17 protein-coding genes and 1 pseudogene are annotated in these 22,710 nt (G+C 68.6%); 1 reads left to right on the forward strand and 17 read right to left on the reverse strand.

Annotated elements, in window-relative coordinates; genetic code table 11:
• Nucleotides 1-8 precede the first annotated feature (8 nt).
• The 4 genes and pseudogenes from HZB86_03280 to HZB86_03295 form a co-directional block, all read right to left on the reverse strand.
• Nucleotides 9-4,485 (reverse strand): annotated as a pseudogene (locus tag HZB86_03280) (efflux RND transporter permease subunit).
• Between the two features lie 3 nt (nucleotides 4,486-4,488).
• Nucleotides 4,489-5,646, reverse strand: a complete 1,158-nt coding sequence (locus HZB86_03285; protein ID MBI5904561.1) for an efflux RND transporter periplasmic adaptor subunit — start codon at nucleotides 5,644-5,646, stop codon at nucleotides 4,489-4,491.
• Nucleotides 5,643-6,284, reverse strand: coding sequence for a TetR/AcrR family transcriptional regulator (locus HZB86_03290; protein MBI5904562.1), 642 nt, complete (start codon nucleotides 6,282-6,284; stop codon nucleotides 5,643-5,645). Before HZB86_03290 ends, HZB86_03285 begins: the two co-directional genes overlap by 4 nt.
• A 108-nt stretch (nucleotides 6,285-6,392) precedes the next feature.
• Nucleotides 6,393-6,812 (reverse strand): thioesterase family protein, encoded by a 420-nt coding sequence (locus tag HZB86_03295; protein MBI5904563.1) that lies wholly within the window; start codon nucleotides 6,810-6,812, stop codon nucleotides 6,393-6,395.
• 216 nt (nucleotides 6,813-7,028) lie between these two features.
• Here HZB86_03295 and HZB86_03300 point away from each other — a divergent pair, with 216 nt between their 5' ends.
• Nucleotides 7,029-7,943 carry a crotonase/enoyl-CoA hydratase family protein gene (locus tag HZB86_03300; protein ID MBI5904564.1) on the forward strand — a complete coding sequence of 305 codons (915 nt, stop codon included), beginning with the start codon at nucleotides 7,029-7,031 and terminating at the stop codon, nucleotides 7,941-7,943.
• A gap of 3 nt (nucleotides 7,944-7,946) precedes the next feature.
• On the opposite strand, the gene HZB86_03305 is transcribed toward HZB86_03300, so the two are convergent.
• From HZB86_03305 to HZB86_03365, 13 genes are all read right to left on the reverse strand, one after another.
• Nucleotides 7,947-10,550, reverse strand: coding sequence for a response regulator (locus tag HZB86_03305; GenBank protein ID MBI5904565.1), 2,604 nt, complete (start codon nucleotides 10,548-10,550; stop codon nucleotides 7,947-7,949).
• 128 nt (nucleotides 10,551-10,678) lie between these two features.
• Nucleotides 10,679-13,060, reverse strand: a complete 2,382-nt coding sequence (locus HZB86_03310; protein MBI5904566.1) for an ATP-dependent Clp protease ATP-binding subunit — start codon at nucleotides 13,058-13,060, stop codon at nucleotides 10,679-10,681.
• A gap of 2 nt (nucleotides 13,061-13,062) precedes the next feature.
• The gene (locus HZB86_03315; protein MBI5904567.1) at nucleotides 13,063-13,974 is read right to left on the reverse strand and encodes a sugar kinase; all 912 of its coding nucleotides are present in this window, start codon (nucleotides 13,972-13,974) and stop codon (nucleotides 13,063-13,065) included.
• A gap of 67 nt (nucleotides 13,975-14,041) precedes the next feature.
• Nucleotides 14,042-14,665, reverse strand: a complete 624-nt coding sequence (msrA, locus tag HZB86_03320) for a peptide-methionine (S)-S-oxide reductase MsrA (GenBank protein MBI5904568.1) — start codon at nucleotides 14,663-14,665, stop codon at nucleotides 14,042-14,044.
• A 28-nt stretch (nucleotides 14,666-14,693) separates the two neighbouring features.
• A complete protein-coding gene (gene cyoE, locus HZB86_03325) occupies nucleotides 14,694-15,602 on the reverse strand; it encodes a protoheme IX farnesyltransferase (GenBank protein ID MBI5904569.1) in 909 nt (302 codons plus the stop codon).
• Nucleotides 15,548-16,423, reverse strand: a complete 876-nt coding sequence (locus tag HZB86_03330) for a heme A synthase (GenBank protein MBI5904570.1) — start codon at nucleotides 16,421-16,423, stop codon at nucleotides 15,548-15,550. Before HZB86_03330 ends, cyoE begins: the two co-directional genes overlap by 55 nt.
• Nucleotides 16,424-16,480: 57 nt before the next feature.
• Nucleotides 16,481-16,759 (reverse strand): cytochrome C oxidase subunit IV family protein, encoded by a 279-nt coding sequence (locus HZB86_03335; GenBank protein ID MBI5904571.1) that lies wholly within the window; start codon nucleotides 16,757-16,759, stop codon nucleotides 16,481-16,483.
• An 8-nt stretch (nucleotides 16,760-16,767) separates the two neighbouring features.
• Nucleotides 16,768-17,361 carry a cytochrome c oxidase subunit 3 family protein gene (locus HZB86_03340; protein MBI5904572.1) on the reverse strand — a complete coding sequence of 198 codons (594 nt, stop codon included), beginning with the start codon at nucleotides 17,359-17,361 and terminating at the stop codon, nucleotides 16,768-16,770.
• An 11-nt stretch (nucleotides 17,362-17,372) separates the two neighbouring features.
• A complete protein-coding gene (gene ctaD / locus HZB86_03345) occupies nucleotides 17,373-18,962 on the reverse strand; it encodes a cytochrome c oxidase subunit I (GenBank protein MBI5904573.1) in 1,590 nt (529 codons plus the stop codon).
• 13 nt (nucleotides 18,963-18,975) lie between these two features.
• Entirely contained in the window at nucleotides 18,976-19,917 is a 942-nt protein-coding gene (gene coxB, locus HZB86_03350) for a cytochrome c oxidase subunit II (protein MBI5904574.1), read from the reverse strand.
• Nucleotides 19,914-20,732, reverse strand: a complete 819-nt coding sequence (locus HZB86_03355; protein ID MBI5904575.1) for an SCO family protein — start codon at nucleotides 20,730-20,732, stop codon at nucleotides 19,914-19,916. Before HZB86_03355 ends, coxB begins: the two co-directional genes overlap by 4 nt.
• Nucleotides 20,729-22,129, reverse strand: coding sequence for an MBL fold metallo-hydrolase (locus HZB86_03360; protein ID MBI5904576.1), 1,401 nt, complete (start codon nucleotides 22,127-22,129; stop codon nucleotides 20,729-20,731). The genes HZB86_03355 and HZB86_03360 overlap by 4 nt, the downstream gene beginning before the upstream one ends.
• Nucleotides 22,126-22,464, reverse strand: coding sequence for a phage holin family protein (locus tag HZB86_03365; GenBank protein MBI5904577.1), 339 nt, complete (start codon nucleotides 22,462-22,464; stop codon nucleotides 22,126-22,128). The genes HZB86_03360 and HZB86_03365 overlap by 4 nt, the downstream gene beginning before the upstream one ends.
• Between the last annotated feature and the right edge of the window lie 246 nt (nucleotides 22,465-22,710).

Consider the following 22,710-nt stretch of genomic DNA (forward strand, 5'->3'; position numbering starts at 1 on the left):
CCGGATCGTCAGCGAAGCGCCGGTTTTCCCGTGAGCACTTCCCGGACGATCCCGACGGGCGACGCCGCGGGCTTGAACGGCTGCTTCGCGTCGTACGACGCCACCCTGTCCCCCCCCAGAGTGCCGGTCGCGCGGAGGAGCGCCGCGCCGGCGACCCGGTAGTCCCTCCGCGAGCGGGCGAGGTTCCCTTTCGCCCGGCTCAGGTTCAGCTGCGCGTCGTCGACTTCCAGCTTCGTCTTCACGCCGTATTCGTACCCCTTCTCGGCGAGAGACAGCAACCGTTCCGCCTGGACGACGGTGTCCGCGATCGCCCCGACGACCTCCCCCGCCTCCCGGACCGCGTTCACCGCGTCGCGGACCTGGAGCGCGATCGCGTCCAGCAGCTGCGCCTCCTCGATCCGCAGCGTGTTCCGGTCGCTCACCGCCTGGGCCACCCGGCCCCTCGTGCGCATCCCGTCGAACAGCGGCCACGTGGCGAACAGCCCCGCGGACCACGTCTTTCCGTCCGCCCCCGCCTCCCCCTGGCGGAAATCCTTCCAGCCGGCCCCGGCCCGGGCCTCCACGCGCGGCATGCTTCCCGACCGTGCGATCTCGACCAGCTGCTCGGAAACGCCGATCCGGTGGCGCAGGTCGGAAAGTTCCGGGCGGTTTTCCACCGCCTTCGCCAGCTCGCCCTCGTACTCCGGCCACGGCGCGATCTCCGCGGCGAGCTCCCCGCGGACGTCGACCGGGCGGCCGCCCGCGCCGAGGAGGAACCGGAGGCGCTCCCGAAGCGTCACCACCTGGTTCCGCGACCGGACGATCGCCGGCTGCGCGTTCTCCAGGTCGACCTTCGCCACGAGCACGTCGTACTCGGTGGCGGTCCCGGCCGCGTTCCGCTTCCTCGTCTCCTCGAGGAACCGGGTCTTCTGGTCCCGGCTCTGGACGGCGATCGCCTCCGTTTCGCGGGCCAGCAGGATGTCGTGGAACGCGGTCGACACGTCGAGAAGCGCCGACTGCCGGGCGATCCGCACCTGGTCGTCCGCGGTGGCCAGGCCGACGCGCGCCGCCCGGATCGCCGCCGTCACCTGCCCCCCGGTGTAGAGCGGCTGGGACACTCCCAGCTGCGCGTCCGCGGTCGCGGACGACGGGGGAACGCCGAACACCTCCTGCGTCGCGTCCCAGCTCCGGAAACCCTCCGCCGATCCGAACAGCTGCGGCAGGGCGGCCGCCCGCTCCTCGACGTACTTCCCCTCCAGGCGGTTCCGGAGCTCCAGCGCCCTCCGGATGTCCCGGTGGCTCTCGAGCGCGATCCGGTACGCGTCGTCGAGCGTCAGCATCTCGACCCCCGGCTCCGGCTCCGCGGCGCGCGCGGCGGGAGCGAACGCCGCCGCGCCGGCCAGCACGATCGCGACGGCCGCCACCGCGCCCGCCGGCGCCGTCTTTCCCTCCCATCGGCGGCGCAGCCGGATCCCGAGGTCGTCGAGCAGCGTGTAGACGACCGGCACCACGAGCAGCGTCAGGAAGGTGGAGGTGATGAGGCCCCCGATGACCGCCCGCGCCATCGGCGCCCGCTCCTCCGCCCCCGCGCCGATCGCCAGGGCCAGCGGGAGCATTCCGAAGATCATCGCGAGCGTCGTCATCAGGATGGGCCGAAGCCGCGTCCGCCCGGCGGCGATCACCGCCTCCGTCCGTCCCATCCCCCCCGCCTGCAGGACCTTCGCGTAGTCGACCAGGAGGATCGCGTTCTTGGTCACAAGGCCCATCAGCATGATGAGCCCGATCAGCGACATGATGTTCACCGTGTCCCCCGTGAGCAGGAGCATCCCGGCCATCCCCACCACCGACAGCGGAAGGGAGAGCATGATGGAGAACGGCTCGAGGAACGACTCGAACTGCGCGGCCAGGATGAGGTACACGAAGATGACGGCAAGCAGAAGCGACTCGGCCATGTAGCCGAACGACTCGACCATGTCCTCCCCTTCCCCCGTGAACACGACGTGGTACCCCGGCGCCATCGTCATCCGGTCCGTCACGGCCTTGACCTTCTTCATCGCCTCCCCCAGGGGAAGCCCGTCGAGGTTGGCGGAGAGGACGACCTCCCGCGTGAGCGCCTGCCGGTTGATCTCGGACGGGGTGTTGCTCATCGCGTACCGGGCCACCTCGCGCATCGGGACGAGCGCCGCCCCTTCCGGTCCGCGGTTCACGGCGAACCGCAGCCGCTCGACCTGGGACGGGTTCTCCCGCAGCGACGCCGGCAGCCGGACGCGCACGTCCACCGCGTCCCCGTCCGAATCCTCGTACGTGGTGACCGCCTGGCCCCCCACCATCGCGCCCACGGTCCGGACCACGTTGCCGGTGGTGACCCCGAGGTCCGCCGCCCGCTCCCGGTCCACCGTCAGCCGGTACTCCGGGATGTCCTGCTCCAGCGTGACCTCGAGGTCGACGATCCCGGGGATCCGGTAGACCTCGGCCTTGAGCTGCGCGGCGTACTTCTTCAGGAGCTGGATGTCCTCTCCCCGCACCGCCACGTTGAACGGCTTCTCCCCGGTGATCCTGCCGACCTCGACGATCGCGGGCTGGATCCCGGGGATCGCGGCCAGCCGGTCCCGCACCTGCTGCTGGATCTCGTCCTGCCGGCGCGCCCGCTCCTTCTTTTCCGAGAGCTTGACGTACACCATCCCGTCGCGCACCGTCCCGGCGTCGCCCGCGCCGACGGTGGCGAAGGTGCTGCGCACCTCGGGCAGGCTCCGCACCTGGGAAAGGACCGCCTCCACGCGCCGGCGCGTCTCCTCGAGCGAAGCGTCCGGGGCGGTCTTGAAGTCGATCTGGAACTCCGCCCGGTCCACCGGCGTGAAGAACTCGGTCTTGAGCGACGCGAAGGCGAAGATGCCGCCGGCGAACGCCGCCGCCGCGATGCCGACCACCGCCAGCCGGTGGCCGAGGGCCCAGGCGATCATCCCCCGGTACCGGTCCGCCGTGCGGTCGAACCAGTCGTTGAACCGGTCGAGGATCCGCGCGATCCGGTGCCTCCTCCCGGTCCGGTCGATATCCGGGTCGTGCCACCGGGACGAGAGCATCGGGTCCAGGGTGAACGACACGAACAGGGAGACCAGCACCGCGAACGCCACGGTGATGCCGAACTGGAAGAAGAACCGGCCGACGATCCCCTTCATGAACGCGACGGGGACGAAGACGGCCACGATGGAGAACGTGGTGGCCAGCACCGCGAGGCCGATCTCCGAGGTCCCGAACCGGGCCGCCTCGAAGTGGTCCTTCCCGTGCTCGAGGTGGCGGACGATGTTCTCCCGGACCACGATCGCGTCGTCGATCAGCAGGCCGATGGCCAGCGAAAGCGCCATCAGCGTCATCACGTTCAGCGTCATCCCCATGAAGTTCATGACGATGAACGAGGAGATGACCGAGATCGGAAGGGTCAATCCCGTGATCACCGTGGACCGCCAGGAGTTGAGGAAGCAGAACACGATGAAGACCGTGAGCAGGCCGCCGAGGACCAGCGTGGTCTGCACGTCGTGGACCGAGTCGCGGATCATGATCGACGCGTCCCGCACCATCTCGATCCTCGTCCCCGGGGGGAGCTCCGGCGAAAGCCTCGCGATCTCCCTCTTCACCGCGTCCACCACGGAGACCGTGTTGGCGCCCGACTGCTTCTGGATGTCCAGCGCCACGGCGGGGACGCCGTTCACGAGCGCCAGGGACCGCTGCTCCTCGATCCCGTCCGTCACGGCGGCCACCTCCCCCAGCGTCACCGGCCGGCCGCCCCGCTGCCCGATCACCATCGTCCGGAAGCGGGGAACCGCGTCCGGCTTCCCCGAGACCCGCAGGGGAAATTCCGCCCCGCCGCGCGTCATCCGCCCGAGCGGGGTATTGACGTTCTCCGCCGAAAGCCCCGCGATCACCTCGTCCACGCCCATTCCGAGCGCCTCGAGGCGCGACGGATCGACGTCGACGTTGACTTCCCGTTTCGACGAACCGACGAGGTCGACCTTCCCGACGCCGGGGATGTTCTCGAAGCGGCGTTTCACCTTCTTTTCGATGAGGGTGGTGAGGTCCCGCGGGGAGAGCGCGTCGGAGCGGACCGCCAGCGACACGATCGGAGCCGCCGCGAAATCCAGCTTCCGGATGATCGGCTCCTCGATCCCCTGGGGGAGCTCCCCCCGGATGGAGGCGATCTTCGCGCGCGCCTCCTGGGCGCCGTCGTTCAGCTTCACCTCGAGCTGGAACTGGACCATGACCGTGGAGACGCTCTCCCGGGAGATCGAGAGGACCTTCTTCACCCCGGCGATCGGGTTGACCGCCTCCTCGATCTTCTTGCTCACCTCCCGCTCGACGCTCTCGGGAGAGGCGCCGGGGAACTTCGTCACGATCGTGACCACCGGGATCTCGACGTCGGGGAACATGTCCGAAGGCTCCCAGCGTCACCAGCGCCAGCATCATGACGGCGGCGAAGATGGGGCGACGGATGGAGAGGTCGGAGAGGAACATCGGCTACCTCCCCCCGTTTCCCGCGACCTTCACGGCGTCGCCGTCGGAAAGGAGGAACCCGCCCCGCGTGATCACCGGGGCTCCGGGGGGAAGACCCGAGGGGATCTCCACGGCGCCTCCCTGGACCGCCCCCGTGGCCACCGCCCTGCGCCGGGCGACCCCGTTGTCGACGAGGAACACCTCTCCCCTGCGCCCGGAGACGTCCCAGGAGAGAAGGGACTCCCTGGGGATCAGGACGACCCCTTTCCGGGCGCCGGTCACGATCCTTCCCTTGACGAAGAGCCCCCCTTTGAGCAGCTCGGGGACGTTGCGCACCTCGGCGACCACCCGGACCGACCGGTCCGCCGGGTTGACGCCCGGGTTGATGTACGTGACCTTGCCCGCGAACTCCTTTCCCGGGAACGCGTCCGTCGTGAAGAGGAGCGGCTGCCCCGCCCGGACGGCGGCCATCTCCGCCGACGGGACGCTCGCCGTCAGCTCGAGCAGGCGGTTGTCCACCAGCCGGAAGACCACCTTCTGCATCTCCCCGACCAGGTCCCCGGCGTTCACCAGGCGCTCCGCCACCGCCCCGTCGAACGGGGAGCGGATGACCGCCTTCGACATCCTCGTGGCGGCGTGCGAGACGTCCTCCCGCGCGGCCGCGACCTGCGCCCGCGCCGCCTCGACCCGCGCGGAGGCGGCATCCTTCTGCGTGAGGGCGTCGTCTCGCCCCTGCCGGGTGACGAGCCCCGATTCGAACAGGTTCGACGCCCGCGCGAGCTCCCGGTCGGCGCGCACGCCCGCCGCCTCCGCCTCGAGCAGGGACGCCTTCGCCATCTCGAGGGAGGCCTTCGCCTTCAGCAGGATCACCTCGCCTTCGCGCGTGTCCACCTTGAGGAGCGGGTCCCCCTTCCGAACGCGGGTCCACTCGTTCACGTAGACCTCGCTGACCACTCCGCCGTACTCCGACTTGATCTCCGCCTGGAACTTCGGGGCGAGCGTTCCGACCACCGGGATCTCCTCGGTGACGTCCCCGAGCGACGCCTTCGCGGCGTCCACGGCGACGGGCGGTTTCCCGGCGGCCGCCTCCTTCGCCGGCTTCGCGTTTCCGTTTCCGGAGCACCCCGCCGCCGCCAGCAACGCGGCGAGAACGACGGCCCCCAGGTCGAATCTCCGACTCATGACTTCCTCCCCTGTTCCCCTTTTGCCTTCCTTGCCGCCGCGATCCCCTCGAGAACGAGCTCGAGGACGCGCCGTACGCCGTCCCGGCCGATGCTCTGGGGGGGCTGGCACAGCTCCGCTTCCATCGCGATGTTGAGCGCCCCGATGACGGCCCACATCGCGTCGTGCGGGTTCACCCGCCGGAACTCCCGGTCCCGGATCCCCTCCCGGAGGACCTGGAGGACCGCCTCCTGGAATTTGCGGTGGTATGCGTCGAAGTCGATGAACGGCGCGCCCTGCGGGGGCCCGTAGTAGATGGAGTACATCACCCTCGCCGCGTCGACGTTCTCGATGAAGATGCCGTACGCCATGAGGCAGAGCCGGAACAGCCGCTCCCTCGACGAGCCGGGCTTGCGGAGCGTCTCCTCGATCTGCGCTGCGAACCTGCCGAACGGCTCCCGCATGAGATCGAGGTAGATCCCCTCCTTGCTGCGGAAGTAGTAGTAGAGGACCGGCTTGGTCACTCCCGCCTTCGAGACGATTTCGCGGACGGTGGTGGCCGCGTACCCCTTCGAGGCGAACAGCGCGGTCGCGCCGGACAGGAGGCGCTCCCGCACCTCGCCGCCCGGCTCGACCTCCTTTCGCTCCCTTTTCGCCATTCCGCCCTCCCGCCGAACTCCGGACCGAAATTTACCTACCGGTAAGTATATGGACGGGCGCAACCGTGTCAACAGGAAATTTACCGATCGGTAGGATTCGGGGGAGGGTTACGCGCCCGCGGCCTTTTTCGCCACGCGGGCGTTGAACTTCGCGAAGTCGACCGCGAACCGCTCGTGGGTCCCCTTCCCGATGACCTCGACGTCGTCCGCGGCCGTGATCTCCCATCCGGTCCGGCGGCCGTCGACGAGCGTGCAGCGGACGCGGACGGTGACGGTCATCCCCGGCGGCGTCGCCGCGGTGTGCGTCACGTTGATCATCGTGCCGACGCTCCCCTCCCCCGGTTCCATGTGCGGCGCCAGCGCCTCGATGCACGCCCACTCCATCAAACCGACCATGTAGCCGGTGGCGAACACCTTCGGCATCTCCTGGAACAGCTTCGACTCGGGGTAGAGGTGCGGCACCGTCTTGTTCTCGGGGACGCGGTACGTGTGGATGTGCTCCTGGCCGACCTTCAACGTGTCTTTCACGGGATACCTCCTTCGGGTTCTTTCCGTGGGGGGAAACCTTGAGTTCGCGTCGACGTTCGAAGGATACCGCTTTCCCCTCGCCGACACAATCACGGGCAGGCGATCACCCCGCCAATCTACAACGTGAATCCTTCTCGATTGCCATTTTCCGTTTGCATAGTACAATACGTCGTTATATTGGTATAAATCCATGGGGATGTGGGAGGGTTATACGTCGTGAGTGCGGTATCACCTTACATCTTCCCGAGCAAGCCCTCGTATAAGCACATTTCGACTCGTTTCGATTCGCAGTACGGCGCACTGTGGTGCTTCCTCGATCCGAAGCCGCGCGCCTGTTTCACGTTCGAAGTCCTGACGGAGCTGCGCAGCTTCGCGGCGGACGTGGAGCGCATGGCCGCCGAACCGGAAGACGTGCGGCGGAATATCCGTTACTTCGTCGTCGCGTCGAAAACCCCCGGGGTGTTCAATCTCGGGGGAGACCTCGCCCTGTTCGCCCGCTGCGTGACGGAGAGGGACGAGGAGACATTGCGGAAGTACGCCCACGCCTGCATCGATACGCTCTATCAGTACGTCGTGGCCTTCCGCCTCCCGATCCTCACCATATCCCTCGTGCAGGGGGATGCGATGGGAGGCGGCTTCGAGCTGGCCCTGGGCGGGGACGTCCTCGTCGCCGAGCACGGCGCCCAGATGGGGTTCCCCGAAGTGATGTTCAACCTGTTCCCCGGAATGGGGGCGTACAACCTGCTCCACCGGCGGATCGGGATCCAGAGGACCGAGAGGATGCTGCTGAACGGCAAACTGTACCGCGCGGAGGAATTGCACGCGGAAGGGGTGGTCGACATCCTGGCGGAGGCCGGTCGGGGGGAAAACGCGGTGTACGAATACATCGTCCGGAACGCGGGGCGGCAGAACGCGCACGAGGCGGTGAGGAAGGTCCGCCGCCGGCTGTTCGGAGTCAGCTTCGAGCAGCTCCAGGACGTGACTGAAATCTGGGTCGACACCGCCATGCGGATCGGCCCCCGGGAAGTGCGGCTGATGGAGCGGCTGGCCCGGTCCCAGGAACGCGTGGCCCTCAAGGCGCCGTCGCCGATCGGACCCCGGGGGGTCGTCTCTCCCGTTCCGGACGCCTGACCGTCACGAAACCGCGGAATTCTTCCCGCTCAGGAAGCGATCCAGGGCGACGCGGGCCCGGCCGAGCTCCTCCCGAACCGCTTCGAGGTACTCCCACCCGCTCCGTTCCAGCTCCGAAGCGCCGATCCCCGAGAACCGGTCGCACGCCTCCATCAGCGCGTAGGCGCCGATCTGCCCGGAGTTCCCCTTCAGGGCGTGGGCGACCGTCCTCGCCTTCTCCACGTCGCATTCCGCGACCGCTTTCTCGAGGTCCCGCGTCCGCTCCCGCGCCCCTTTCAGGTAGGTCCACACGAGCCGGACCACGAAGTCGCTGTTTCCGCCCAGCTCCGCCAGCTCCCGCAGGATCTTCGGATCCAGGCACGGCGCGGCCTCCGGGGCCTTGACTCCCGCACGGCGCTCCGCGCTTCCCGCCTCCCCGTCCGGCCGGCGCGATTCCCCTTCCGGGACGCCGACCTCCTGCGGGTGACGCAGGGCCCCGGGGACGAGCTCCTCCAGCAGCTCGAACAGCTTCCGCGTGTCGATCGGCTTGGTGAGGCACGCCTCCATCCCGGCCTCCTCGCACTCCGCCCGCGCCTCGGGGGTGGCGTCCGCGGTGAGCGCCACGATCGGCATCCTGTGCCCCCCCCGGCTCATGAAACGGTACAGCTTCGCCGCCTCGACCCCGCCCATCGTCGGCATGTGAAGGTCCATGAGCGTGATGTCGAAGGAACGGGTCTTCAGCGCCTCGAGCGCCTGTTCGCCGTCGCCGGCCAGCGTCACCTCGTGGCCGGCCCGTTCCAGGATCTTGGAGATCACCATCTGGTTCGTCCGGTTGTCCTCCGCCACCAAAACGCGCAGCTTCCTCCCCTCCGACTGCCGCTGGCGGTACCGCTCCGAGATGTTCCCGACCGAGGGGTCTCCGGCCGCCGCGTCCGGGCGGGACAGGTGGAGCGCGTTGAAGAGCATCGTCCGGTTCACCGGCGCCGGCAGGACGGCGCCGTACCCGATCCTCGCGAATTCGTCGGCGTCCTTCCACCCTTCCGTCACCAGCACGAGCTGGGTCTGCTGCAGGGTGGGATCCGACCGGATGCCGCGCGCGAACCCTTCCAGAGCCATGTCGAGCCCCAGCTCCGCGACGACGACGAAGTCGAACGGGACCCCCACGTTCGCCGCCGACACCATCTGCGCGAACGCCTGTGCGGACCGGTCCACGGACACCGCCCGGACGCCCCACGTGGCGAGGTGGTCCCGGACCGACTCGGTGATGTCCGGGTCGGAGGAGACGATCAGCGACCTGCGCTCCGACAGCGCCGCGACCGCCGCGGCCTCCGCCTGTTCGACCCGCTGCTTCTGCATCTCGACCGTGAACCAGAAGGTGCTCCCCTGCCCGGGGACACTGCGAAGCCCGATGCTCCCCCCCATCAGCTCCACGATCTCCTTGGAGATCGTCGTGCCCAGCCCGGTCCCGCCGTACCGGCGCGTGATCGAGTCGTCCGCCTGGGCGAACCGCTCGAAGATCCTCCGCTGCGCCTCCGGGGCGATCCCGATGCCGGTGTCGACCACCTCGAAACGCACCGTCGCGTGCCCGTGCGACTCCGACTCCAGCGCCACGCGCACGCCCACCTCCCCCTTTTCGGTGAACTTCACCGCGTTCCCGAGGAGGTTGAGGAGCACCTGCCGAAGCAGGAGCGGATCCCCGCGGAGGAGGAACGGGACGTTGGCCGGAACGTGGCGGAACAGGTCGAGCCCCTTGGCCCGGGCCTGCGGCTCCATGATGGCGACGGTGTTCTTCACGAGCCCGTGGAGGTCGAAGTCGGACACCTGCACGGATACCTTCCCGGACTCGATCTTCGAGAGGTCGAGGACGTCCTGCATCAGGAAGAGGAGGGTGCGGGCGGAGGCGTCGACCGTCTTGGTGAGCTCCTCCTGCTCCGCGGTGAGCGGCGTCCCCTTCAGCAGGTCGATCAGCCCGATGATCCCGTTCAGCGGCGTCCGCATCTCGTGGCTCATGTTGGCGAGGAACCGGTTCTTGGCCTTGTTGGCGTCTTCGGCCCGCTGGCCGGCGGCCGTGAGCTTCTTGAGAAGCGCGGAAACGTACACCGGCAGCACGATCAGACCGATCAGCAGCCCGCCCCCCATGAGGTGCTTGTCCCGCCAGAATTCGTTCAGGGAGACGGCCACGCCGAACCCGATCGTCCCGATGACCGCGGAGACGAACAGGTACCTCCTCCCGTACCGGAACCCGTTGCCGAAGATCACCCAGAGCATGATCACGTAGAGGGGGGCGCTCGCCCCCCCGACGACCGACACGCCGTAGGCCGGAAGGCTCAGGTCCCCCACGATCCCGAGGTACCGGCGGGAGGGGGAGATCCCCGGTTCGATGGTGATCAGGAAGAAGAGGCCTACGGAGAAAACGTGGTAGAACGCCGAGGTCCAGAGGACGCGCTGCTCTTCCGGGGTGATCCGGCCGCCGTGCGTGACCTCCCAGTACACACACAGGTAGATGAAGACGATCCCCGTGATGACGACGCGGATCAGCGCCTGCTCGTGCTCCGAGTCCGGACGGCGGGACAGGTGTCCCCACGCCGTCTTGAACCTGCCGGCCAGTATCAGGCGCCAGAACCGCAACCCCTACCCCCGCGGGCTCCGCTGACGGGAATCCACGGGGTATTTCATCGGATGGAAAAACGGAAAAGTTTACCGGAAAATGTTGATTGCGGGAGAGCGGGCCGGCGGAAAATAAAACGCGGCGGGGGTTACTCCACGACCACCCCTTCGTCGGCGATCCGGACCCTGACCGGGGCGCCGGCCGCCGCCTTGCGCGTCAGCTCTCCCGACGCGCTCATCGCGCCGATGGCGCTTCCCACCCACCGGTCGATCGCCCGGGCGAGCTCCCGGACGCCGTACTCCGGACGGTACCCCTCGGAGGCGAGGAACGAAGCGGCGTCCTCGGACACGTCGAGGGAGACCCCGTGGTCCGCGAACAGGCTTTCGGAAAGGTCCCCGAGCCGGGCCGCCAGGACCTTCCGGACGTCCGCGGGATCCAGCGCCCGGAACACGATCTGCTCGTCCACCCGGTTCAGGAACTCGGGCCGGAACCGGCGCCGCGCCTCCGAGAGCGCCCCGGCCTCGGCGACGGACGGATCGCCGGCCCCGAATCCCAACTCCTTCCGGACCCGGATGTTCCCCGTCATGATGAAGACGGCGTGGCGCGCGTCCGCGGTGTGCCCCTGCGCGTCGGTGATCTTCCCCTCGTCGAACAGCTGGAGGAAGAGGTCGAAGACGCGCGGCGACGCCTTCTCCACCTCGTCGAGGAGGACCACGGAGTACGGCGTGGTGCGGAGGCGCGAGACGAGCTGCCCACCCTCTTCGTACCCCACGTACCCCGGCGCGGCCCCGATGAGGCGGGAAACGCTGACCTCCTCCTGGTACTCGGACATGTCGAGCCGGATGAAGGCGCGGTCGTCCGCGAACAGGTACTGCGCGATCCGCCGGGCGACTTCCGTCTTTCCCACCCCGGAGGGGCCGAGGAACAGGAACACGCCCATCGGGCGGCGCCGGTCGCCCAGCCCCGCGTGGGAGAGGACCAGGCGGCGGCACACCCGCGACACGGCCTGCTCCTGGCCGACGATGTGCCGGTTGAGGAAATCCTCGAGGCCCCGGACGCGGGACTCCGCGATCCCCCCCAGCCCGCCCCGCGCCACCTCCAGCGGGACCCCGGTCTTCTCCGCGACCACCCGCGCGACGTATTCGGGCGTGACCACCGCGACCCCCGCCGGTTCGTGCCAATCCGGGTGCGCGGCGACGGTGAGCATCGGAACCCTGCACTCCGCGCACGCCCGGTCGAGCAGGTCGATCGCCTTGTCGGGAAGGAACCGCGTCGGCTCGAACCGGATCGCCAGGTCGACGGTCGCCTCCATCGCCTCGTCTGTGATCGTCACCCCGAAGTGGCGCTCGCGGTGCGCCCGCACTCCCTGCAGGATCTCGAGCGTCTCCTCCCGCCCCGGCTCGACGACCTGGATCGCCTGGAAGCGGCGCTCCAGCGCCGGGTCCTTCTCGACGCTGCGTCGGTACTCCGTGATCGTGGTCGCGCCGATGCACCGGAGCTCCCCGCGGGCCAGCGCCGGCTTCATGATGTTCCCGGCGTCCATCGGAGCGCCCTCGGCCCGTCCCGCTCCCGCCACCGTGTGGAACTCGTCGATGAAGAGGATCACCTCCGGGTGCGACCGCACCTCCTCGATCAGGCGGGTCAGCCGCTCCTCGAATTCGCCGCGGTACTTCGTCCCCGCGACCAGCTCCCCCATCGACAGCTCGACCAGCCGGCGCCCCGGGAGCACCTTCCGGTCCCGCCCCAGGGCGATCCGTTCCGCCAGCGCCTCGACGACCGCGGTCTTGCCGACCCCCGCCTCGCCGATCAGGACCGGGTTGTTCTTCGTGGGCATCATCAGGACCTTGATGAGCTGGCGCAGGGCGTTGCGCGTCCGGTCGGAGTCCACGAACGGCAGCAGCCGTCCTTCCCGGGCGGCCCGGGTGATGTCCCTGCCGTACCGGTCGAGCAGGGGCGTGTCGGAGGACGGCGGCTCCTCCTCCCCCTCGCCCTGGGAGGCGATTCCCGCCTCCTCGCGCACGGGGGCCTGCCCCCTTCGCGGCTCCCGGTTCCCGAGGAGCTCCCGGCGCAGCAGCTCCGGGGCGACCCCCGCCCCGATCAGCACCGCCGAGATCACGGGGCCCGGATCCTCCATGACGGCGGCCAGGAGGTGCCTCGCCGTGACCTCCGCGTCCGGTCCGGCGATCTCTTTCGCGCGGCGGAAGAACGCCTTGCACTCGTCGCTGCGGTGCACCACCGGCTCCACGTGGACCGCGTTTCCCGGGCGCAGCCGAGAACGGACCCCGCGCCGGAACGTCGCTCCCGTGAGGCCGAGCGGGACCAGCGCCCGCTCGATCGAATCCCCCTCGTCCCGGATCGCCTCCACGGGAATCGACTCGACGCGGGTGTACTTGAGGTAGTCGAGGACCTTCCGGAGGCTGCACAGGCCGATCAGCAGGTGCTCCCGCTCGATGAACGGGTGCCGCACCCGGGCGGCCTCAGACGCCCCGATCTCCCATGCCATCCGCGCGGCCTTGGTCACCCTGGTCATGATCAGACCCTGAATTCGGTGAGGGAGCGGAACGCGGAGACGCGCAGTGCGATGTCCTCCTGCGACAGCTCCTCGAGGCGTCCGGTGCTGAACGCCTCCACCGTGAACGAGGCGATCGCGCTGCCGTACATCGTGGCCAGGCGGTAATCCATCTCCGTGAGCGGCGCCCCGTCCCTCGACGCGAGGTACCCCATGAACCCGCCGGCGAAGCTGTCGCCCGCCCCCGTGGGGTCGAAGATGGTCTCCAGCGGATACGCCGGGGCGGCGAACAGCTCGCCGTCGGACAGGTGCAGGACCCCGTACTCCCCCCGCTTGATGACCACGCGCCCCGGCCCCATGTGCATCACCTTCCGGGCGGCCTTGACCAGGTTGAACTCCCCGGTGAGCTCCCGGATCTCCGCCTCGTTGATCACCACGATGTGGACGTTCCGGATCACTTCGCGGAGCAGCTGGGGGCTCTTGCCGATCCAGAAGTTCATCGTGTCGAGGGCGACGATCTTCGGGTCGCGCACCTGGGCGAGGATGTCGAGCTGGAGGCGCGGATCGATGTTCCCGAGGAACACGTACGGCGTGTCCCGCCACCCCGCCGGAAGGACCGGCGCGAAATCCCGGAACACGTTCAGGTCGGTCCGCACCGTGTGCGCGGTGTTCAGGTCGAACTCGTAATACCCCTTCCAGTGGAACGTCTCGCCGTCGGCGACCTTCAGCCCCGAAAGGTCGATCCCGCGCGCGGAGAGCATGCCGATCGTCTCCTTCGGGAAATCTCGCCCCACCACGGAGACCAGCCGAACGGGCGCGAGGTAGCTGGCCGCCAGCGAAAAGTAGGTGGCGGACCCCCCGATCACGCGCTCGACCTCCCCGAACGGGGACTTGATGCTGTCGAACGCCATCGATCCAACGACGAGAAGGCTCATCCCGGGCTCCCGGACGAAGGCGATTATAAAACGACCCCCACATGATAGCGCAGGACGGGGGGCCCGGTCACTTGGAACCCCAGAGCTGCTTCAGCCGGGCGTCCCTCCCGCACGCCGCACGGTAGTACCGGTACCGGATCGGGTTCTTCCGGTAGTAATGCTGGTGGTACTCCTCCGCGGGCCAGAACTCGCCCGACGGGGAGATCCCGGTCACCACCTTTTCGGGGAACGGCTTCCTTTTCTCCAGATCGCGCAGCGACTCCTCCGCCGCACGCCGCTGTTCCTCCCCGTGGAAGAAGATCCCCGACCGGTACTGGTTCCCCACGTCGCAGAACTGGCGATCGGACGTGGTCGGGTCGATGTTGCGCCAGAACACCTCGAGCAGCTTCGCGTACGGGATCTTCGCCGGATCGAACACCACCTGCACGGCCTCCGCGTGGCCGGTGCCCCCGGACGAAACCTCCTCGTAGGTCGGACTCTTCTTCCAACCGCCCGTGTAGCCGGAAGTCACCGAGACCACCCCCGCCAACTCGTCGAACGGATGTTCCATGCACCAGAAGCACCCTCCCGCGAAGGTGGCCTTCTCGAGTTTTCCGTCCGCGGCCCGGGCTTCCGCCGCGGGGGAAGCGGCCGCGAGGACGATTGCCAGAGGCGGAATCAGCGCCAGGATCCAGTGCCAATGCGGTTTCATGTCGTTCTCTCCTCCGCGCGTTTCCTCCTTAGATGGCGGCGGGGAGGAGGAGATCCGCGAGCAGGGACGCCAGGACGAGGACGAGGTAGGCGATCGAGGCGGCGAACGCGCGTCCGTACCGGCGGGTGGAAACGGTGTCCCGGTAGAAGACGGCGAGGAAACCGGCGCCCAGGATCGCCGCCGCCCAGCCGAACCGGCCGGACAGTCCCCCGAGCGCCCAGAGGGAAAGCGACACGGGCGGCAGCGCCGCGGCGTAGAGGAAGATCAGCACCTTGGTGTACGTCTCGCCGAACGCCACCGGGAGCACCGGCACGCCCGCGGCCCGGTACTCCTCCCCGTGCCGCAGCGCGAGCGCCCAGAAATGGGGCGGCTGCCACAGGACGAGGAAGAGGAAGAGGAGGACTCCGTCGATCCCGAGGGAGGGTCGGACGGCGGCGTACCCGATCAGGACCGGCAGCGCGCCGGGGACCGCGCCGGGGATGGTCCCGTACGGCGACCGTCGCTTCCACACCAGCGTGTACAGGACGACGTAGCCGACGGCGGCGGCCGCCAGCAGGACGGAGACCGTCGGGTTGAGAAAGACGGCGGAGGCTCCGACCGAGGCGACGACCGCGGCGATCGCCACGCCGGCGGTCGTCGCGCGGCCGACCGAACGGAGCGCCCGGACGCGACCGGAGAGGCGGGGCATCTTCCGGTCCATCTCCTCGTCCAGGACCGTGTTCAGCGCCGCGGATCCCCCCGCGGCCCCGAGGATGCAGGACAGCGTCAGGGCGGCGACGCGGGCGTCGGGGAGGCCCCTCCGGGCGAGGACCATCCCGGCGAACCCGGCCAGGGTCACCGCGGCGACGATCCCCGGCTTGGCCAGCAGGGCGGCGGACGGTTTCAGAGGGGAGGAAGGGATAAGGCCGAACCTTCCGCCCGCACGGCGTTCACCCACAGGTGGCCGAGGACCACGAGCATCCCGAGCGCCACGGCCAGGTGAAGCGCCGCGGCGGCGAAATGGAGCCGCGTGAGGACCACCGTCGCCCCGACCGCGATCTGGACGACCGACAGGAGCAGGAACGAAAGGGCCAGCCCGCGGTTCCCGCGCTGGCGCGCGTCCTTCCGGACGAAGAGGTAGAGCGACACCGCGGTCAGCAGGATCAGGCCGGCGACCAGCCGGTGGGAGAAGTGCGCCAGCACGGGCCAGGAGAAAAGCGGCGGGATCCATCGCCCCAGGCAGGTCGGAAAGTCGGGACAGGCGAGACCCGCCCCGAGGTGCCGGACGTACGCGCCCAGGGACGCCTGGGAGTAGACCAGCGCGGCCAGGCACAGGAAGACCGCGGCCGACCCGCGGAACGGGAGCGAGACGCGCCGGTACTCGCCGTCGAAGGTCATCATGCAGAACGCCAGGAGGAAGACGAGGAGCCCGGTCATGAAGTGGACCGTGGTGAGCTGCACCGGGATCTCGAGGAGAACGACCGCCCCCCCCATCGCGACCTCGGCGAGCAGGAGGAGCAGGGCCATGACGGGGATCAGCCTCGCCGCGCCGTCGTACCGCCGGTAGCGGCGGAGGGAAAGCGCGACCAGGAAGATCGAGGCGATCCCGGCGATCACCCGGTGGAGGAACTCCATGTAGATGTCCCACCGCAGGGGAGGGAGGACCTTTCCGTGGCACAGCGGCCAGTCCGGGCACGCGAGCCCGGCCTTCAGCCCCGCCACCAGGTTTCCCCACACCAGCAGCAGGAACAGCAGCCCCACGGTCGCGCGGCCGAGCATCGGCGCACCCCCTCCCCGTTTCCGTCCGGATACGTGGATTATCCCCGCACGGAGGGATCAGCGCAACTGCGTGTCGACGAGGGTGCCGAAGAGGATGAGGAGGAGGAACGCGATCGGCGCGAGGGCGAACCCCCACACGAGGCGGCTCTCTCCCCGAAGGTGCATGAAGTAGAGCGCCACCAGCGACGCCTTGAGGGACGCGATCAGGAGCGCCACGACGACGTTCAGGATCCCCAGGTCCGCGTACGACACGAGCACGGTGGCGACGGTCAGGCAGAGGAGAGCCCCGAACACCGCCAGGTACTTCCGGATTCCTCCGTGCGCGCCGCTTCCCATCTCTCCCCTCACCCGGCGAGGTACAGCAGCGGGAACAGGTAGATCCACACGAGGTCCACGAAATGCCAGTAGAGCCCCGACATCTCGACCGGGGTGCGGTACTCCTCCGAATACCGCCCCCGACCTGCCATGACCAGGACGTACGCGAGCACCCCCATCCCGAGGAGGACGTGGATCCCGTGCAGCCCCGTCAGCATGAAGTACAGGGAGAAGAAGATGTTGGTCCCGGGGTGGAGGCCGTGGTGGAACTTCTCGCCGTACTCGACGTATTTCACGCCGAGGAAGACGGCCGCCAGCAGGATGGTCGCGCCGTAGTACGCCTGGAGGAGCCGCATCCTCCCCCTCCGCGCGGCGTCGACGCCCAGGACCACGGTGAGGCTGCTCGTGATCAGCACCACCGTGTTCGCGGCGCCCAGGACCCGGTCGAGCTTCTCGTGCTCCGCGTGGAACAACGCCGGGAATTTCAGCCGGAACACCGCGTACGCCGTGAACAGGGCGCCGAAGAGGAGCACCTCGGTGGCGAGGAACGTCCAGACCCCGAGCTTCGCCGACTCGAAGGCGACCGCGGGATCGTGCCGCTCCGCCGGGTGCGCGTCGCCCATCAGTCGCGACCTCACGCCTTCTTCGTGCCGTAGCCGTACGGCCAGTCGGTCACCAGCGGGATCTCGTGGAAGTTCTCCGTCTCCGGCGGAGACGGGGTCTGCCACTCGAGGGAGAGCGCGCGCCACGGATTCCCGGGCGCGGGCGTCCCGCTCCGGAGACCCTGGACGAAATTCCACACCATCGCCAGGATCCCCAGGGTCAGGATCACCGAACCGATCGTCGCGACCACGTTCTCGGAATGGTACTTGGGGAGGTACTCGGCGTACCGCCGCGGCATCCCGCGCACCCCGAGGAAGAACATGGTGAAGAAGGTCACGTTGAACCCGAGGAAGATCAGCGCCCACGACGCGCGCGCCGCCTTCTCGTTCAGCATCCTGCCGGTGATCTTCGGGAACCAGTAGTGGAGCCCGGCGAAGAACCCCATCACCGTCCCCCCCATCATCGTGTAGTGGAAGTGGGCCACGACGAAGTAGGTGTCGTGCAGCTGGACGTTCGTGGCCAGCGCGCCGAGGAACGGCCCGGTGAGCCCCCCGATGATGAAGAGGAAGATGAAGGTGAGGGCGTAGAGCATGGGGGCCTCGAAGGTGATGGAGCCCCGGTAGAGGGTCGCGATCCAGTTGAACACCTTCACCGCGGTGGGCACCGCGACGAAGAACGTCATGAAGGAGAAGATCGCGTTCGCGAGGGGGGACATCCCCGAGGTGAACATGTGGTGCGCCCACACGAGGAAGCCGAGAAAGGCGATCGCCAGCGACGAGTACGCGATGGCCTTGTACCCGAAGATCGGTTTCCGGGAGAAGACCGGGATCACCTCGGAGACGATCCCCATCGCCGGGAGGATCATCACGTACACCACCGGGTGGGAGTAGAACCAGAAGAAGTGCTGGAACAGCACCGGGTCTCCCCCCTTCGCCGGGTCGAAGAAGCCGACCCCGAGGACCCGTTCCGCCGCCAGCAGCAGGAAGGTGACGCCGACCACGGGGGTGGCCACCACCTGGATGATGCTCGTGGCGTACATCGACCACAGGAACAGCGGCATCCGCAGGAACGACATCCCCGGCGCGCGGAGCTTGTGGATCGTGACGATGAAGTTCAGCCCGGTGAGGATGGACGACATCCCGATCAGGAAGACGCCCAGGGAGAGGGTCGTGACCGCCGCTCCCGTCTTCGCCGAGTACGGCGTGTAGAAGGTCCATCCGGTGTCCATCGGCGCCACCAGCGATCCGACGATGACCAGGAACCCGGCGACGAAGACCCAGTAGCTCGCCAGGTTGAGACGGGGGAACGCCACGTCGCGCGCCCCCAGGTGGAGCGGGATCAGGAAGTTCCCCAGCCCCGAAGGGATCGCCGGGATGATGAAGAGGAAGATCATCATCGCCCCGTGGAGCGTGAAGAAGACGTTGTAGGCGTGGTTGCTGAAATATCTCGCCTGCGGGGAGAGCAGCTCCAGCCGCAGGAGCAGCGCGAAGACCCCGCCCAGCAGGAAGAAGAAGATGGTGGTGCAGAGGTACATCACGCCGATCCGCTTGTGGTCGAGGGTGAACGCCCAGGAGCGCCATCCGCGCTCCGAAAGGTACCCTTTTCCGTCTCCCGCGCTCATCCCGTCCCCCGCCTCACCGGAGCGTCTTCAGGTACTCGACCACGGCGCGCACCTCTTCGGCCTTCATCGACGTCTTGTAGGTGGGCATCACGTTGGGGTACCCCTTCACGACCTTCGCCCCCGGATCGACGATCGACTCCCGGAGGTACTCCTCGTCCGCGGAGACCGTCGTCCCCCCCTCCAGCGGGACCTTCGACCCGAACAGCCCGGAGAAGTTCGGCCCGATCTTCTCCTTCCCCGAGACGGCGTGGCAGTTGAGGCACCCGGAGGCGCCGACCAGCCGTTCGCCCCGCTTCGGCAGCGGCTCGTCCGCCCTTCCCGCCTCCGCGGCGCCCCGCTCCCACGCCGCGTACTCCGCCGGCTCCATCACGATCAGGGAGCCGTTCATGTTGGAGTGCCCGTCCCCGCAGTAGACCGTGCAGTGGATCGCGAACGTCCCCGCGCGGTCGGGCGAGAGCCACAGCGACGTGATCCGGCCGGGGATCGCGTCCATCTTCACCCGGAATTCCGGCAGGTAGAACCCGTGGATGACGTCCGAGGAGGACAGGAGGAATTTGACCGGCTTGCCCCTTTGCACCCGGATTTCGTTGATCGCCGTCCGCCCCCCCGGGTACCGGATCTCCCACATCCACTGCTTCCCCGTGACGTGGACCTCGGCGGCCCCCGGTCGGGGGATCCTCATGTCGGAATACACCTTCCAGCCGTAGTAGAAGATCGCCATGACGACGATCGTCGGAACGAGGATCCACACGATCTCGAGGAGATGGTTCCCGGTGATCCGCGGCGTCTCGTTGTCGCGGCCGGCGGCGCGCCTGCGATACCGGACGGCGAAGTACACCAGCAGCCCCTGGGTGAGGAGGAAGAAGAAACCGCAGATGACCGCGATCAGCAGGAAGACGGCGTCCACCTTCCCGGCCTCGCCGGACGCCGCCCCGAACGACTGTATGCTGTTCATCGGTCCCCTTCGCCTCCCCCCGGACCCGCTCCCGTCCCGTGCCGCCTCCACAGGAAGACCAGCAGCCCCGCGAGGAGGATCGCCGTGGCGGCCCCGGCGATCCGCATCACGTTCCGGGCGTACAGGATGTACTTCCTTCCCGCCGGATCGTACCGGAAGCAGTACATTAGAAGCGTGTTTCCCGCCGACGATGCGCCGATTTTCCCGTCCGCCGCCTCGATCAGGGCGAGTTTCAGGTCCCGGGGCGGAATCTCGATCCCGTACAGGTACCTGGAAACGGCGCCCGACGGGGAGAGGACAACTGCCGCGGAGGGGTGCGCGAACTCCGACCCCACCTTCCGGTACCGGAATCCCACCGCCTCCGTCAGCCGCCGGATCGACTCCGGGTTTCCGTACAGGAAGGGCCATCGCGCGTCGGGTTCCGGAACTCCCGGCACGAGGGCGTGCGTCTCGTTCGCCTTCGCGCGGACGATCTCGGGGATCTCCCCCGGATCGATGCTGACGGTCACCACGCGGTAATCCTTCGCGAGGGAGAGCCCCTGGATCCCGTCCATCGTCGCGGCGAGGCTCCGGAACGTCAGGGGGCAGAGCATCGGGCAGGTGTAGTAGTTGAGCGTGAGGATCACCGGGCCGGCGCCGAGGTACTCCCCGAGGCGGACCTCCCTGCCGGCGGCGTCCGTGAACGGCAGTTCCGCGGGGACCTTCGCGCCGAGACGCTCGTCGACCCCCGCCTCCCGCAGCATCCGGTCCTGCGGGTCCTCGGCGCGGGCGGGATCGGCAAGGAGGGAGAGGAGGGCGAGGAGAAGCGGGATCATAGCGGGATGGGAGTCCCGGGGGTGGGAACCTCCGCGTTCCAGCCGAGCTTCGACCGGAGCACCCCGGCGAACTCGAGGGAGACCGACTCCTCTCCGTGGGCGACCAGCGCCACCCCCGGGGGAGACTCGAAGCGGCCGGCCCACGACAGCAGGTCCTCGCGGTCGGCGTGGGCCGACAGGCCGCCGATGGTGTAGATGTCCGCCGCCACCACGACGTCCTCCCCCAGCACCTTCACCCGTTTCTCCCCGTCGACGATCCGCCGGCCCAGCGTCCCCCGGGCCTGGAACCCGACGATCACCACGCTGCACTCCTTCCGCCACAGGTTGTGCTTCAGGTGGTGCTTGATCCTGCCCGCGTTGCACATCCCGCTGCCGGCCATGATGACCGCCCCGCCGCGAAGCGAATTGAGCGCCATCGACCCCTCGACGTCCTTCACCACCACGACCTTCAGCGCGTCGGGGTGGGCGTCCTGCCACGCGAAGAGCTCCTTCGCCTCCTCGTCGAAGCATTCGGGGTGGCGGCGGGTGATCCGCGTCGCCTCCGCCGCCAGCGGCGAGTCGATGTAGACGGTGACCCCCCCGATGCGCCCCTTTCGCGTCAGCTCCGCGAGAAGGTAGAGGATGTCCTGCGCGCGGCCGACCGCGAACGAAGGGATGATCACGTTCCCCCCCTTCCGCCGGAGCGTGTCGTTCACCGCGTGAACGAACTCTTCGACCGTCTCGCCCATCCCCTTGTGGACCCGGTTCCCGTACGTGGACTCGATCACCACGGCGTCCGCCCCGGAAACCGGCGAAGGGTCCCGCACGATCGGAAGCCCCGCGTGCCCCAGGTCGCCAGAGAACACGAGCCGCCTCGGGCGTCCCTCGTCCGCGAGGTCCACGATCACGATCGCGGAGCCCAGGATGTGCCCCGCGTCGACGAAGCGGACCGACACCCCGGCCGCCGGGGAGAACGGCTCGTCGTACCCGCGCGGCCGAAGGCGCGGAAGGACCGCGAGCGCGTCGGCCTCCGTGTAGAGCGGCGTCACGCCCCGCTTTCCGGAGCGCCCGCGCTTCCGGTTCTCCCACTCCGCCTCCCGCTCCTGGATGTTCCCGGAGTCCGGCAGCATCACCTTCAGCAGGTCCGCCGTCGCGGCCGTGCAGTGGACCGGTCCGCGGAACCCGTCCCGCACCAGCTTCGGCAGCAGCCCCGAGTGGTCGATGTGCGCGTGGGTGGAGAGGACGAAGTCGACCGAGCCGGGAGGGACCGGCATCCTCCGGGCGTTCTTCCGGTCGCTCTCCCCCCCGCCCTGGAACATCCCGCAGTCGACGAGGAACCGCGCCTTCCCCGCCTGGACGTGGATGCACGACCCGGTCACCTCCCGGGCCCCGCCGTGGAACGTCACCGTGACGCTCACGTCACCACCCTCGTGAGGATCCAGGAGACCGCCGAGAGGAGGACGGAGCCGGCCACCGCGCCGAGGAAGCCGTTCACGTGGAAGCCGGGAACGACCGCCGTGACCAGCCAGAGGAGCAGCCCGTTGATGACCAGCAGGAAGAGCCCGAGGGTGAAGACGGTGACGGGAAGGGTGAGGAGGACGAAGAGCGGCCGGACGACCGCGTTGACCAGGCCGAGGACGAACGCGGCGGCGAGGGCGGCCATCACCCCGTCCGCGGACACGACCTGCGGCAGCAGGTACCCGATCAGCAGGATCGCGATCGCGTTCGCCACCATCCTCACGAGGAACGGCACGAAGGCCCCCTTGAACCGTGGGTGGGCAGGGGACACACTTTCCCTGCATCCCGAGTTTACACCAAGTATGTCCCCTGAAAGCGCCTGCACCCTGCAGGGACCTGCTCCTGCCGTACTATACGCAGCAAAGATCCCTCTGTGGCTGGTGTCGGGTATTCAATGCGCCTTCGGTTTCGGCATGCGGAAGAAGGTGAGCGGCAGCGACTTCTCCTCCCCCCCGCGGCGGACCGACACGTCCGCCTTGTC

The sequence above is a fragment of the Deltaproteobacteria bacterium genome, assembly GCA_016234845.1.
Classification (GTDB): domain Bacteria; phylum Desulfobacterota; class Deferrimicrobia; order Deferrimicrobiales; family Deferrimicrobiaceae; genus JACRNP01.

Excerpts from the sequence above, each read along its gene's own strand:
- HZB86_03285 (MBI5904561.1), bottom strand. The coding sequence starts at position 5,646 with ATGAGTCGGAGATTCGACCTGGGGGCCGTCGTTCTCGCCGCGTTGCTG.
- HZB86_03290 (MBI5904562.1), bottom strand. The coding sequence starts at position 6,284 with ATGGCGAAAAGGGAGCGAAAGGAGGTCGAGCCGGGCGGCGAGGTGCGG.
- HZB86_03310 (MBI5904566.1), bottom strand. The coding sequence starts at position 13,060 with ATGACCAGGGTGACCAAGGCCGCGCGGATGGCATGGGAGATCGGGGCG.
- HZB86_03315 (MBI5904567.1), bottom strand. The coding sequence starts at position 13,974 with ATGAGCCTTCTCGTCGTTGGATCGATGGCGTTCGACAGCATCAAGTCC.
- msrA (MBI5904568.1), bottom strand. The coding sequence starts at position 14,665 with ATGAAACCGCATTGGCACTGGATCCTGGCGCTGATTCCGCCTCTGGCA.
- HZB86_03330 (MBI5904570.1), bottom strand. The coding sequence starts at position 16,423 with ATGCTCGGCCGCGCGACCGTGGGGCTGCTGTTCCTGCTGCTGGTGTGG.
- HZB86_03335 (MBI5904571.1), bottom strand. The coding sequence starts at position 16,759 with ATGGGAAGCGGCGCGCACGGAGGAATCCGGAAGTACCTGGCGGTGTTC.
- HZB86_03340 (MBI5904572.1), bottom strand. The coding sequence starts at position 17,361 with ATGGGCGACGCGCACCCGGCGGAGCGGCACGATCCCGCGGTCGCCTTC.
- ctaD (MBI5904573.1), bottom strand. The coding sequence starts at position 18,962 with ATGAGCGCGGGAGACGGAAAAGGGTACCTTTCGGAGCGCGGATGGCGC.
- coxB (MBI5904574.1), bottom strand. The coding sequence starts at position 19,917 with ATGAACAGCATACAGTCGTTCGGGGCGGCGTCCGGCGAGGCCGGGAAG.
- HZB86_03355 (MBI5904575.1), bottom strand. The coding sequence starts at position 20,732 with ATGATCCCGCTTCTCCTCGCCCTCCTCTCCCTCCTTGCCGATCCCGCC.